At 56.7% G+C, this 13,985-nt stretch carries 10 protein-coding genes and 1 pseudogene; 9 read left to right on the top strand and 2 right to left on the bottom strand.

What is annotated here, in order from left to right; genetic code table 11:
* Nucleotides 1-233: 233 nt before the first annotated feature.
* The 4 genes from V1283_RS43390 to V1283_RS43375 all read left to right on the top strand — a co-directional run bounded on the left by V1283_RS43390 (nucleotide 234) and on the right by V1283_RS43375 (nucleotide 3,883).
* Nucleotides 234-1,580 carry a site-specific DNA-methyltransferase gene (locus tag V1283_RS43390; protein WP_334392702.1) on the top strand — a complete coding sequence of 449 codons (1,347 nt, stop codon included), beginning with the start codon at nucleotides 234-236 and terminating at the stop codon, nucleotides 1,578-1,580.
* On the top strand, nucleotides 1,577-1,960 hold the full coding sequence (locus V1283_RS43385; protein WP_334392701.1) for a DUF5681 domain-containing protein: 384 nt from the start codon (nucleotides 1,577-1,579) through the stop codon (nucleotides 1,958-1,960). Before V1283_RS43390 ends, V1283_RS43385 begins: the two co-directional genes overlap by 4 nt.
* A complete protein-coding gene (locus V1283_RS43380) occupies nucleotides 1,953-2,435 on the top strand; it encodes a DUF5681 domain-containing protein (protein WP_334392700.1) in 483 nt (160 codons plus the stop codon). The genes V1283_RS43385 and V1283_RS43380 overlap by 8 nt, the downstream gene beginning before the upstream one ends.
* A 74-nt stretch (nucleotides 2,436-2,509) precedes the next feature.
* Entirely contained in the window at nucleotides 2,510-3,883 is a 1,374-nt protein-coding gene (locus tag V1283_RS43375; protein WP_334392699.1) for a hypothetical protein, read from the top strand.
* Nucleotides 3,884-4,241: 358 nt separating this feature from the next.
* Here V1283_RS43375 and V1283_RS43370 read toward each other — a convergent pair whose 3' ends face one another.
* Both V1283_RS43370 and V1283_RS43365 read right to left on the bottom strand, forming a co-directional pair.
* A complete protein-coding gene (locus tag V1283_RS43370) occupies nucleotides 4,242-5,231 on the bottom strand; it encodes a Bug family tripartite tricarboxylate transporter substrate binding protein (protein ID WP_334392698.1) in 990 nt (329 codons plus the stop codon).
* 344 nt (nucleotides 5,232-5,575) lie between these two features.
* Nucleotides 5,576-6,405, bottom strand: a pseudogene (locus V1283_RS43365) (alpha/beta fold hydrolase).
* A gap of 814 nt (nucleotides 6,406-7,219) precedes the next feature.
* On the opposite strand from V1283_RS43365, the gene V1283_RS43360 reads away from it, so the two are divergent.
* From V1283_RS43360 to V1283_RS43340, 5 genes are all read left to right on the top strand, one after another.
* Nucleotides 7,220-9,004 carry an adenylate/guanylate cyclase domain-containing protein gene (locus V1283_RS43360; RefSeq protein ID WP_334392697.1) on the top strand — a complete coding sequence of 595 codons (1,785 nt, stop codon included), beginning with the start codon at nucleotides 7,220-7,222 and terminating at the stop codon, nucleotides 9,002-9,004.
* Nucleotides 9,005-9,444: 440 nt separating this feature from the next.
* Nucleotides 9,445-10,632 carry an FIST signal transduction protein gene (locus V1283_RS43355; protein WP_334392696.1) on the top strand — a complete coding sequence of 396 codons (1,188 nt, stop codon included), beginning with the start codon at nucleotides 9,445-9,447 and terminating at the stop codon, nucleotides 10,630-10,632.
* A 55-nt stretch (nucleotides 10,633-10,687) separates the two neighbouring features.
* Complete coding sequence (locus V1283_RS43350; RefSeq protein WP_334392695.1) at nucleotides 10,688-12,232, top strand: sensor histidine kinase; 1,545 nt, start codon at nucleotides 10,688-10,690, stop codon at nucleotides 12,230-12,232.
* Nucleotides 12,229-12,618 (top strand): response regulator, encoded by a 390-nt coding sequence (locus V1283_RS43345; RefSeq protein WP_334392694.1) that lies wholly within the window; start codon nucleotides 12,229-12,231, stop codon nucleotides 12,616-12,618. Before V1283_RS43350 ends, V1283_RS43345 begins: the two co-directional genes overlap by 4 nt.
* The gene (locus tag V1283_RS43340) at nucleotides 12,615-13,865 is read left to right on the top strand and encodes an adenylate/guanylate cyclase domain-containing protein (protein ID WP_334392693.1); all 1,251 of its coding nucleotides are present in this window, start codon (nucleotides 12,615-12,617) and stop codon (nucleotides 13,863-13,865) included. Before V1283_RS43345 ends, V1283_RS43340 begins: the two co-directional genes overlap by 4 nt.
* Nucleotides 13,866-13,985 lie beyond the last annotated feature (120 nt).

The raw sequence follows: 13,985 nt of genomic DNA, 5'->3' as shown, positions 1-13,985 counted from the left end.
CGCACAGCAATCGCCGCCGTAGTAAAGCGACAACCACCAAAACATTCGAAGGAGGTAACAAGGAATTCGAACTAGCTATTTGAATGCGCGGGTAACAACGAACAACTGTTGATATCTCACGTGCGGATATTGTTCGAAGCGCACCTTCCGACGTAAATTGAATTCGTCTTGCAGGGACGATCATCCAGAGCCTCTTCTCCGACAAGGAGAGGCCAATATAGGTCCTGCAAGATATGCCAAAGCTAAACACTTCAATCCCCACCGCAACCGATGTGGCCGCGCGCCGGCAGCTCTTGTCTGTCGCGATAGGGGATCTGATCCCTGACCCCCACAATCCACGCAAGCATGGCCGCGCGCAGATAAGGGCGATCGCCAGAAGCATCGAAGCATTCGGCTTCAATGCGCCGATCTTAGTCGACAAGAACAACAAAATTGTTGCCGGCCACGGCCGGTATGAAGCGGCTATGCTGCTCGGCATCGACAAGGTCCCAGTTATCTTGCTTGACCACCTGACGCCCACCCAGGCCAAGGCGTACCTGTTGGCCGACAACAAGTTGACGGATCGATCGACGTGGGACGACCCCAAACTCGCGATCCACCTGAAGGAATTGTCCGACCTTGTGCTCGACTTTGACATCGAGGCGATCGGATTTGAGCCACCGGAAATCGATTTGCGAATCCAATCGCTGGATACTGCGTTGGAAGAAGCCGACGACCAGTTTGAATTGGCCACCGGGCCTGTCGTTTCAAGGACCGGCGATCTTTGGCTAATGGGTTCTCACCGCCTATACTGCGGCAACGCGTTGGATGTGACCAGTTATGATGCCCTCTCAAACGGCGAAAAGGCCTCCGCGGCCATCACCGACGCGCCGTATAACGTTCGAATCAATGGACATGTGTCCGGCAACGGCAGGGCTACACATCGCGAGTTCGCGATGGCCAGTGGCGAAATGTCCGAAGCCGAATTCTCAGATTTCCTGCACCAGACGTTCCTGAACATAATTGCCTACTGCCGCGACGGCGCGTTGATCTATAGCTTCATGGATTGGCGCCACATGTCCGAAATCCTAGCGGCCGGTCGCGCCGCCAACCTGGACCTCCTGAATCTTTGCGTTTGGGCCAAAACCAACGGTGGCATGGGGTCGCTCTACCGGTCCCGCCACGAGCTCGTCTTCGTGTTCAAGAGCGGAAAAGACCCGCATACCAACAACATTCAACTCGGCCGCTTCGGCCGGAACAGATCTAATGTGTGGAATGCTCCGGGGGCAACCAGCTTCGCGCGTAGCGGCCCTAAAAAACAGCTGGAATCGCACCCGACGGTGAAGCCAATCGCGCTGGTTGCAGACGCCATGCTCGACTGCACCCAGCGCAACGACATCGTGATCGATCCCTACCTTGGCAGCGGTACGACGATTCTGGCGGCGGAACGCACCGGCAGACGCTGCCACGCCATTGAAATCGACGGACGTTACGTCGACACAGCAATCAAGCGATGGGAGCAACTGACCAAGCAGGAAGCCAAGGACATTAATGGAAAGACCTTTGCACAGACGGGAACTGACCGGGGAGCGGATCGATGAGCCGCTCCACCAAGGACTACGAGATTGGGCGCGGACGCCCACCTAAGGCGACCCAATGGAAAAAAGGGCAAAGCGCTAATCCGGGCGGCCTATCATCTCGCTCGGTCGACGTCGCCGAAACGATCGACAAGCTGTTGTTGACACCTGTGAAGGTTACCGTGAACGGCGAATCCAAGCGGGTTGCGGTGCTGAAGGTCATTCTCGAGCAGCTTTGGAACAAGGGGATCGCCGGTGATCGCCGAGCCAGGGCTGTCTTTCTTCGATGGCTGGAACTTGCTCCCCAAGTCGCGGACAGAACGGTCAAGATCACCTTCGCGGACAGCGATTACACCAGGACTTTCACCGGTCACTCCATAGCCGCGAGCCCAGGCAATGAGTAAAAAGTCTGGCCGCGGGAATCCCCCCAAGCATTCTCGGTTCAAAAAGGGTGTTTCGGGTAATCCCAAAGGTCGCCCTCCCAAAAGTCGTAAAGACCAGCTTGTCATCGACATCATCAGCGAGTTCCGAAATATCCTCACCGCATACCGCGAAGGCGGACGTGCGAAGCGAGCATCGCGGCTTGAGTTGATGCTCAAGAAGCTGGTGAATAGCGCACTGGAAGGCGATGCAAGGAGCGCCGAAGTACTGTTTAAGCTTCGCGCCAAGGCCAGCAAGAGCAGCGGCGCCAAGTCTCAGAAATTTATCGTAGAGGATTGGGTACCCGATTTCGAAGGTCAAACCGGCGAGCAAAAAACCCGCGCGCACGCACGAGAAAACGAAATCGATCTAGCTGACCCTGGAGAAGAGGCTGGCTCGCCCGCGACTGAACCGCCTGGTTCACCTTCATCCTCGCCGAACGCTTCCCGGGAAGAATGAGCCCGGCGACCGGCTGCAATTCGCCCTGCAATCAAAATTCTCGGCCCAGAATTGAATGAGGCTTCAATACCGTCATGAGTGCAAGATCTGAAAAAAATAACACGGAGAGCGTGATCTCGCTGGGAAAAATGCATCCCGGACAAATCAAGGCCTACTGGGCCTTGAAACCTCATCGCTACAAGATACTGCGATGCGGCCGGCGGTTTGGTAAGACCGAATTTGCCAAGATCTGGATCGGTCAAGGTCTCTTGCAGGGCTGGGAATGCGCATGGCTCGCCCCCCAACATAAGATCTGGTCGGAAGCCTACATGGAGATTAAGGGCATGCTCCGCCCGCTCTGGGAATCAGGTTCAATGGGGTCTTCTGTTATTCGATTGAAAAATCGCGGACGTCTTGACTTCTGGACCTTAGGGAACGAGATCGCCGGCCGTAGCCGGCGCTATAGAAGGGTCGTGATCGATGAAGCCGCCTTCACCAAGAACGGCGACAACAAGGTCGATGGCTCCATGATGGAAATCTGGGAGAAAGCAATCAAGCCCACTTTGTTCGACTATGGCGGCGAAGTGCTGATCTGCTCGAATTCGGCCGGAAAGAATCCAGACAATTTTTTCTACAATATCTGCACCGACCCGAGCTACGGATTCGGAGAATTCCATGCAACAACGATGGACAATCCTTTGCTTCCGAAACCGGCCTCCGACGAAAGCTTGGCGGTTTGGTCAGAACGCCGGGAACGTTTTCTCGCTGAACTGATCAGAGACAACGACCCCCTGGTCTACCAACAGGAATATCTTGCTGAATTCGTCGATTGGGCCGGGGTCGCCTTCTTTGGCCGCGAAAAACTTCTGGAGAACGGCCAGCCGGTCCCCTCCCCCACAAGTTGCGACGGCGTGTTTGCGGTCATCGACACCGCATCGAAAACCGGCACAGATCATGATGCAACCGCCGTCACGTTCTTTGCACTCGACGGGCTCAGCAGGCGTGCACCTCTCCTGATCCTGGACTGGGATATCGCTCAAATCGAAGGGGCCCTACTGGAGACTTGGCTACCGATGGTATTTGATCGGTTGGAAGAATTGTCACGGCTCTGCGGTGCCCGCAATGGTTCGCTTGGGGTATGGATTGAGGACAAAAACTCCGGAACTATCCTGTTACAGCAGGCTATCCGCAGGCAATGGAGAGCAACCGCCATTGATTCGAAACTGACTGCCATGGGCAAAGACGAGCGAGCCCTCTCGGTTTCTGGCTACGTCTACCGGGGAAGCATCAAATACACTGACTACTCCTTCGATAAGACCACACTTCACAAGCGTAAATCGCGCAATCACTTGGTCGACCAGATCGAAAGCTTTCGGATCGGTGACAAGGACAACAAACGAGAAGACGATCTTCTGGATACGTTCTGTTACGGGATCGCAATCGCGCTCGGGAATAACGAAGGCTTCTGAAGAAGTGCCGTCGCATTTTCTGTAGCCGGACTCGGGTTTGGATGGAACGGCCCCGTGCGGCAACGCACAGCGCGCCCTGCGATGTTAATCGGCGTGGGGTCCCGACGCCGATTGGCGAGCGAAGCCATTGATCTACCAAGTGATGGAGGGGTCTTGGACGCTTATTTACAAGAAGACGTTCGACTTCCGGCGGCGACCGGCCGGCTGGCTCCTGGCGCTTTGGCATTCCGGCGACGAAGGGCATCACGTGACCGCACCCGACCAATGCTGCAGAAACGTCAGAAAGTTCTTGCCAGGGCGCCGTCCACACGAGACCCGAAGCGGACATCGATGCTGAAGCGGCAGATTTGAGCCACGGTTAGTCGAGCTTCAGCCCGAGCGCTTTGACGATCGGTGCCCAGAGAGCAACATCCGCAGCGAGGGACCGCCGGAATTTTTCGGGGTTTGAATCGAGAGTGGGTTCGATACCTGCGTCGATCAACAGCTGCTGGTAGGCCGGTTCGGCGATCGCGGTGCGCGTTGCCTGCGCAACTTGTTCAATGATCCCAACTGGGGTTCCGGCCGGTGCGAGCAGTCCGATTGAGCCTCTAACGGTCATGCCGGGGAAGCCAAGTTCGGCCGCCGTCGGAAGTTCAGGCGCAGCGACGAGGCGCGTGGGACTCGTCACAGCAAGAACGCGCATCTTACCGGACCGATGGAGTTCGATCACCTGCCCGGTTACGCCTGGCGTACCCATCGGAATTTGTCCGCCGACGAGGTCTGTGATCACCGGGCCAGTGCCCCGATACGGCACCTGCACGATCTCAGGCGTTCCCGTGAGGGATTTGAATAGCTCACCGGTCAGGTGCTGGATCGAGCCGACACCGGAGTGCCCGTAGGACAGCTTGCCAGGATTGGCTTTCGCATATGCGATGAGTTCGTTCAGGGTCTGAACCGGCACCGCGTGATGCACGGCGATGCAGAGAACGTTGGCGGCCACGCCCGCAATGGGATCTAGATCTTTGACCGGGTCATAGAGTGGCCGGCTCTTGAGCAGAGCCTCGTTGACGTGCGTCTGCGTCCCGCCGAGCAGGATCGTGTAGCCGTCAGGCCGGGCGCGTGCGACGGCGGCAGCGCCTATCGAGCTGCCGCCGCCACCCATGTTTTCAACCACCACCGTAGCGAGCAGGGGCTTCACCTTATCCGCCCACGGGCGACCGACAGCGTCGAATGCACCACCCGGTGGAAAAGGGATAACGAGCCGAATCGGCCGCGACGGATAAGCTTGCGCCCTCGCGATGCGCGAGATGGTCGGAAACACGGCAGTGCCCGCGATCAGGTACAGAAATTGTCTACGGGGAAGTTTCATCTGACGCTCTCAGATGCGAGCGACTGCCATTTCGCCGGAGCTTACATCAGTTGCCCAATTGTGAGAAGCCGAGGTAATGGTGGGATAAGGCCCAATACGTTGCACAACTATTTCTGTGACAGCGACATAGTCTGTTTGCGGAGGAGCACAATTTCCGCTTCTGGCACGAAACGGACAAGCCGGCCAGTCTGGCGATGTCCGTTGATTGGGGTAGACCAGAAGTGGCGCTCCGGGGCCGCGAGGACTGTTGTTGACCCTGAGCTGAACTCGCGGCCCAGCCGCCTGTTCTTTGGACGGTTTACGGGCGCAATCTCCCGGCTCGCACTCGAACAAAGAGAAGAGAATCAGCCGACGGCGCGGAAAAACTCCAGGAGATCGGCGTTGATTGTGGCCGCTTCCGTGGTGGGCATGCCGTGCGGGAAGCCCTTGTAGGTCTTCAGTGTCCCTTTCTTCAGCAGCTTTGCCGATAGCGGCCCGGCGTCGGCATAGGGAACGACCTGGTCGTCGTCGCCATGCATCACCAGGACCGGCACGGCGATCTTCTTGAGGTCGTCCGTAAAGTCGGTCTGCGAGAACGCGACGATGCCATCGTAATGCGCCTTGGCGCCGCCCATCATACCCTGGCGCCACCAATTCTGGATGACGGCCTCCGAGACCTTGGCGCCGGGTCGGTTAAAGCCATAGAACGGACCCGCCGGAAGGTCGCGATAGAATTGCGTGCGATTGGTCGCAACCTGCGCCTGAAGTCCGTCAAAGACTTCCTTGGGTAGGCCACCGGGATTTGCTGGCGTCTTCACCATCAGCGGTGGTACCGCACTGATGAGGACCGCCTTTGCCACGCGGCTCTCGCCGTGCCGCGCCAGATAGTGCACCACCTCGCCGCCGCCGGTGGAATGACCGACGTGGATGGCGTTCTTCAGATCGAGATGCGCCGTCAGCGCCGCAAGGTCGTCGGCGTAATGATCCATGTCGTGGCCGTCAGCGACCTGGCTGGAGCGGCCATGGCCGCGGCGGTCATGGGCGATCACTCGATAGCCGTTATTGAGGAAGAACAGCATCTGCGTGTCCCAGTCATCGGCCGACGCGGCCAACCGTGGCTGAACACAACAGGCTGACCTTTGCCCCAGTCCTTGTAGAAAATCTCCGTGCCGTCCTTGGTCTTGATGAAACTCATGTTTCCGTCTCCGTCGGTTGCGCGAGGGAGCTTGGCCTTTGGTGTAATCGGCTCCGAGTTCGCTGGCATCATACCAAGAAGTCCGCCGCCGAGCGCCGCGGCGCCTCCTAACAGGATTCTCCTGGTTGCCGGCGCACCGAAAGTGTGACGATCTGGGTCTGTCATCGACGTCTCTCACGTTTTCCGTGGTTTTGGCCAAAATGCGTGGCGGCCTCCAGGCATCGTTGAACTGGTCAGCATTCGGTTCTTGGACGGATGTGATCGATTTTGAACGCGCGTGTCGTTAGCGGCAGAAATCTCTTAACTGCGCTACCCTCGATCGTCTTTATGTCGTCCTTCTACCAGATGGCCGACTCCCCCATCGGATTAGTGCGTCGATCCCCGCTGACTGAGGTGATCAATGTCGCCTATTGGCAGATATTGTTGCAAAAGTCGTTTTGGGGGGACGAACGAAAATTTTGAGAGCCGCTGATGCGTTTTGCGCGCGACGACGTGAGGGACCATATCGTTTCATCCAAAATCGATCACGGACCTTCGTAGTGGCGTTGAAAAGGGACGCAGCAGCAGAGAAGTCCAAAGATCGACGTTCGTGAGATTTTCAGGGTTGTCCGATTTTCGACTTTTGCAACACTATCGGCACTTTTCGGACCAGACAAGCCCGGCTGGCGACGTCTGTTCTTGAGGGTTAAAGCGGACTGCCCAGTGGCGCGCCCGGACTTCTGAGTTTGACCCCGTTTCGGAGATGGGCATAGCCTGACATCGGCCCACAATTCTGTTATATAAGCATTCAATGTCCCCGACCCCGGGGTGCACCTTGAGCAGCGAGCACGTAGAGCGGCGACTGGCGGCAATTCTCGCGGCGGATGTCGCGGGCTCTTGCCGCTTGATAGGGATCGACGAAGAAGGCACGCTGGCGCAACTGAAAGCTCTTAGAAAGACGCTTTTTGATCCCAGAATAAATGATCATCGCGGGCGCATCGTCAAGAATACCGGGGACGGCGCTCTCGTCGAGTTCGGCAGCGTCGTCGATGCCGTACGCTGCGCCGTCCAAATTCAACGCGGCATGGTCGAACAAAATATCGGTGTACCGCAGGTCAAGCGGCTCGAATTTCGTATCGGCATTCACGTCGGCGACATCGTCATCGATGAAAATGATATCTTTGGAGACGGCGTCAATATCGCAGTGCGGTTGGAGGGAATTGCGGAGCCGGGGGGCGTCTGTGTCTCCGATGATGCCTACCGGCAGGTCCGGGGCAAGGTCGAGATTGCCTGTGATGATATGGGACCGCAGCCCCTCAAGAATATTGCTGAGCCTATGCGGGCGTGGCGGGTTCGGCTGACCGGTCAAACCCCTTCCGCAGTACCATCAGGTTCGGCCGTGAGCCAACCTCTGGCGCTCCCGCTACCCGACAAACCTTCGATCGCCGTACTGCCGTTCCAGAACATGAGCGGTGATCCCGAACAGGAATATTTCGCAGACGGCATGGTTGAGGAGATTACTACGGCCCTTTCTCGTATCCGCTGGCTTTTCGTGGTCGCCCGAAATTCGAGTTTCACCTACAAGTGGAAGGCTTTCGATATAAAACAAGCTGGACGAGAGCTTGGAGTTCGCTATGTGCTTGAAGGAGGTATTCGAAAGGCGAACAACCGTATTCGAATAACAGGTCAATTGATCGATGCGGTAACCGGCGCTCACATTTGGGCAGATCGATTTGAGGGTAAAATTGAGAACGTGTTCGATCTACAGGATCGGATTACGATAAGCGTTGTCGGAGCGATCTCGCCAAAACTAGAGCAGGCAAAAATAGAACGATCTCGTCGAAAGCCCACCGAGAACCTTCAGGCATACGATTACTATCTGCAAGGATTATCTTACCTCTATAAATATTCGAAGGATGCGAATGAGCAAGGCCTCAAGTTGTTTCTTAAGGCCGTCGAGCTCGCTCCTGATTTTGCCTCGCCCCTCGCACAATTGGCCCATTGCTATGTGCAGCAAAAGGTCAACGGATGGAGCGCCGATCGCATATCTGACGCCTTACAAGCTTGTCTCTTCGCGAGGAAAGCAATTGACCAAGCCAAAGATGATCCCATTGTGCTCGCAATTTCTGGCTTCGCCCTGGCGTACGCGGGAGGCTATCTAGAAGAGGGAGCCGCATACTTAGAGAAGGCCACTGATCTCGACCCCAACTTGGCGGAAGGTTGGTATTGGCGAGGATTTACACAGGTTTATCTAGGCGAGGCAGGAGCCAACGAACACTTCCATCAAGCAATTCGCCTCAGCCCATTAGACCCGAGAATTTCAATTGCATTTAATGGACTGGCTTACAGCCATTCTTTTGCTGGGAACTATGACGAGGCGTCGATGTGGGCAGAAAAAGCAAAGAGGGAAAGGCCAAATTATTTGACAAGTCACAGGATTGCGATGGCTTGTCTAGCTTTGTCCGGAAAGATTGATGCAGCAAGAGAGGCTTGTTCAAAGGTAATGGAAATGGATCCGGCGCAGCGAATTTCAGAAATTCGATTGAAACAGCCATTTCGGCGAGATGCCGACGTGGCAAAACTGGCTGAAGCGTTTCGACTTGCCGGAATGCCAGAATGAAACGCCGTTCGATCGCCAGCGGCTTCCGTAGCCGATATCGTCGATCCTTCACAGCACAAGGCGAGTTCACTTCCGATAATGGCACGTTTGAGACATGCGGACTGCGTCGAGCAATGTCCGAGTTCGGGGGCAAAGCGGAAAACATCTGCTCGTAGTGAGTTCTTCGCATTTTGACCCACAACAGACATTCCGCGGTGGGCTCGATTTTGCATCGCCGGCCTGGGTCGTATGATTTGCCAGCGATTGGAGCGACGTTGGCGGCCAGCTCGGATTTTTTGGCCTGAGGCGCAAATCGCATCCATTCCGGTTGGCCGCAATCGGTGGAAAGGTGGCCGATCGTTTTGCAAGGAATCGCTGGTAGTTCTGGAGGCGCAAAGGTAACCTGAGACAAACACAGCTCGACGATCTGAATGTCGACGCCAATGTAAGGAGGCACGCCGATGGGCACGAATTCTGGGGTTGGGATGAGCCATCATCGCAACCCGAAGACAGCCGGGCGCGAGGCTGCCGAGAGAGCGTTGGCGGCCGCTGGGATCGACCGGCCCGACTTCGTTTTTATGTTTGCCTCTGTAGGATACGAACAGCGCGCTCTATTAGACGCCGTTCGCGCCGCCACCGGTGGCGCCCCACTCGCCGGCGGGTCTGGCGGGGGAATCATCGCAGGTGCCGAAACCGACGAGTCGAACTTCTCAGTAGCGGTGATGACCATCAGCTCCGACGAATTGAATTTCAAGAACACAATCGCCTCCGGCCTCAAGGCCGATTCAGAAGCCGCGGGAAGGACCATCGCCCAGAACTTGGCTTGCGAGGTGCAGCCTGACACGCTTGGGCTGATTATGCTCGGCGACGGGTTGACCCTGAATTTTGACCGTTTCGCTGCAGGCCTCACGAGTGAATTGCGGCTTGATCGTCATCTGCCTTTGTTTGGGGGTACGTCGGCCGATAACATGGAGTTTAAACGAACTTATCAATATTGCGACGATCAGATCACATCCGACGGTGTCGCCTGCATTCTGCTGTCGGGATCAGCTCGGCTTGCGTGGTCGGTTAACCACGGCTGCCTCCCCATCGGCGGCGAACGTAAGGTGACTCGCTGCTCCGGCAACGTCATCTACGAGATTGATGGTATGCCAGTTCTCGAAGTCCTAAAGGAATATCTCGTCGGTGATGAGATCGATAATTGGAGCAAGGCGGTCCTCAGTCTCTGCATGGCATTCAAAGCGCCCGAACAGATCAAGGGCTACGACGACTATTTGATCCGCTTCATGCCGACAAAAGATGACAAGGCAGGGTCAATCACAATTCCGACCGAAGTTGAAGAGGGTACGAGCGTCTGGATGAGCCGACGCGACCACCAAAAAATATCGGCCGGCGTCGAACGCATTGGCGAAGAAATCAAGTCAACATTAGGTAATAACGCGCCGAAGATGGTGTTTCAGTTCGACTGCATAGGACGCGGGAAAGCCGTGTTCCGCGACCAGCAAAAAAGCCAAATGCTGGAAACGCTTCAGCAAAAAATTGGGCCCACCGTGCCATGGATAGGTCTGTACACGTATGGAGAGATCGGTCCGATAGGAGGGCATGACTATTTCCACAACTATACCGCCGTAGTGCTAGCAGTATACTGAGTTAGCAGATGTCCAGCACCGCCATACTTCCGCACTTCATGGAAAGGCCGGTGGCGTGAGTGAGATTGATCGGCTTCGAGTCGAAAACCAGCGCCTCTCGGATGAGGTCAAGCGCCTGGTGACAACCGAGAGTCAGCTCTACGAAATCCAAGAGCATCTCGACGGCCAGATGAAAGCATATCGCCAGCTCTACGAGCTTGGTAAGAAGTTCAACACAACCGTCGACCTTACTACGATCCTGCAGCTGGCCGCCCAATTCGTTTTATACGAACTCAATTTCGAGCGCTGCATCTTTCTTCTTAAGCAACCCGGCTCGAACATCTTCTCCATTGAGACGATGGATGGATACTATGACGATGCCGAGAGTGCCAGCGTTGCTAGGCTGGTACTACCCACAGCCTCATTGGCGCTCGCACCACTTTATGCCGGCGTTGATCGGGTGCTGTGTTTGCCCGATTGCCGTCGCAGCGAGCTGACCTCGCTGCGACGGCCCATCGGTATGGACGAGTACGTCATCTTGCCGTTCGGCGGAGAACCGAAGAACCCAATTCGCTTGCTAGTCGCGGGAAATACAGCGGGGCGAGCGCCTTATCAGTCGCGGGTTATCCAAGACGGTGAGGCCCTACTCGGGCTAGCCAACCTAGTAAGCCAAGCCTCTACCGCGATCAACAACGCAAGCTTCTACCAGGCGCTCGAATGGGAGCGGCAGTCTCTCGAAGAGAAGGTCCGAGAACGAACGCGGGAGCTCTCGCGCTCGCTGGAAGAATTGCGCGCTGCGCAGGATCGGCTCATCCAAACCGAAAAGCTTGCCTCGCTAGGCCAACTCACCGCCGGCATCGCCCACGAAATCAAGAACCCGCTTAATTTCATCAATAATTTCTCCGCGCTGTCGTCGGAACTGATCGACGAGCTCAATGACGTACTGATGCCCGCCGCGCTCGACGATAAGATGCGCGAAGAGATCGACGAGCTCACCCATATGCTGAAGGGCAATCTGGAAAAGGTAGTGCAACACGGCAGGCGGGCCGACTCGATCGTCAAGAACATGCTCTTGCATTCGCGCGAAGGCTTGGGCGAACAACGTCAAGCGGATATCAACGCTATCGTCGAGGAAAGCCTCAATCTCGCCTATCACGGCGCGCGCGCGGAAAAGTCCGGCTTCAACATCACGCTGCGGCGAGACTTTGATCCCACCGCAGGCTTGATCGACGTCTTCCCGCAGGAAATCACGCGGGTTTTTCTCAATTTGATCTCCAACGGATTTTACGCCGCCACCAAGCGAAAGCAGGCCGGCGACGAGGCGTTCGAGCCGACCCTGAGCGCGACGACAAAAAGCCTTGGCAACAAAGTAGAAATACGGATTCGCGATAACGGAACCGGCATTCCGCTAGAGGTGAAGGAAAAAATGTTCGACCCGTTCTTCACCACCAAGCCGGCCGGCGAGGGAACCGGGCTTGGCCTATCGATGAGCCACGACATTGTGGTAAAACTGCATGGCGGCAAGATCGACGTCGTAACTGAACCTGGCGCGTTTACCGAATTTATTATTACATTGCCGCGAGCAGCGGTGGCTAAAGCCAGTACTGGAGGCGCGAGTTGAGCGCTTACATCCTCGTAGTTGATGACGAGCCCGACGTCGAAGCCCTGTTTCGTCAGCAGTTCCGGCGCGACATCAAATTTGGGCGGTTTACGATGGAATTTGCCATGTCCGCCCAGGCGGCCCTGGCCCGCGCCGCCAGCGTCGCAGACCCCCCACTTGTCCTGATCCTCTCCGACATCAACATGCCCGGCATGAGCGGGCTGGAAATGCTGCCGAAAGTACGCGCAGAGCGGCCGGACGTTCCTGTCATCATGATAACGGCCTATGGCGATACGGAAACACGGCGTAAGGCGGTTGAGCAGGGCGCCGTTGCTCTTTTGACAAAACCGATAGATTTCGCAGTGCTGCGGCACGAGATCGATACCAGGCTGGGGCAGGCGGCATGACCGCTACCATCCTTGTCGTCGACGACGAGCCCGATCTTGAGGCGCTGGTGCTGCAGAAATTCCGCAAGCAGATCCGCGAGGGTAAGGTTGCATTCGTGTTCGCCCATGACGGCATCGAAGCGCTGCAGGCGATCGTGGATCATCCCCATGTCGACATGGTGGTGTCCGACATCAACATGCCCAGGATGGACGGCCTCTCGCTGCTGCAAAAGCTACAGGAGGCCGACGAGAAAAAATCGACCATCATTGTGTCGGCCTATGGCGATATGAGCAATATCCGCACCGCGATGAATTGCGGCGCATTCGATTTTCTGACCAAGCCGATCGATTTCGGCGATCTCGAACTGACCATCGACAAGACGATCCGCCATGTCGATATGATGCGCGACGCGCGACACCGCCAGGCCGAGGCCGAGCGGGCGCAAGCCTCGCTCTCGCGGTATTTTTCGCCGCAGATCGCGAGCCGCCTTGCGGCCGTTGGCGACAGTAACGGCATGGAAGTACACCGCCGCGAAGTCGCAGTGATTTTCACCGACATCACCGGTTTTACGTCGCTGGTGGAAATCGCCGTACCAGAGGTGCTGGGGACATTGCTCGGCGAGTATGTCGGCGGCATGACCGACGTCGTGTTCGCGCATGAAGGGACGGTCGCAAAGATCATCGGCGACGCGATCCAGATTCTGTTCAACGCGCCCGGCGACCAGCCCGATTACGCCACCCGCGCGATCGATTGCGCGCACGATCTCGATATCTGGGCACAGGCGTTTCGCGAACGCTGGAAAGCGCAAGGGGTAGATTTCGGCGCGACCCGGATCGGCGTACACGCGGGTCCTGCGCTGGTCGGCAATTTCGGCGGCAGCCGGTTTTTCGATTACACCGCCTATGGCGACACCATCAACATCGCGGCGCGGCTGGAGGCCGCCAACAAATTTCTGGGCACGCGCATTTGCGTCAGTGCCACGGTCGCCGAAGGCACCGAGAATTTCAAGGGACGGCCGGTCGGCGATCTGGTGCTGCGCGGCCGCAGCGAACCGCTTAGGGCTTATGAACCACTGTCGGTAGCAATTTTTCAAGAACCTGCGACAACGCAATACTGCGCTGCCTTCGCCAAGCTGAAAGCCGGAGACGCGGCGGCGATGCCGGCCTTCGCAGCGCTTGTCGGCCTGCATGCCGACGATGCGTTGGCTGGCTTTCACCTGAGACGGTTGCTCAATGGTGGCAAAGGCGCCCGCATGCAATTGGAATAGCGGTCGCCGAAGACCTCGAACGCGAGATGCTTAAAGAGGTGTGCTCCTGGAACAATCTCGCGAGACTGTCGTCGTTTCTACAAAGATGCATGTGGGCTAGCCCGAACTCTGCGAGGTCGT

Source organism: Bradyrhizobium sp. AZCC 2262 (assembly GCF_036924535.1).
In the GTDB taxonomy this organism is placed as follows: domain Bacteria; phylum Pseudomonadota; class Alphaproteobacteria; order Rhizobiales; family Xanthobacteraceae; genus Bradyrhizobium.
This window is presented reverse-complemented; position numbering and strand designations above follow the sequence as displayed.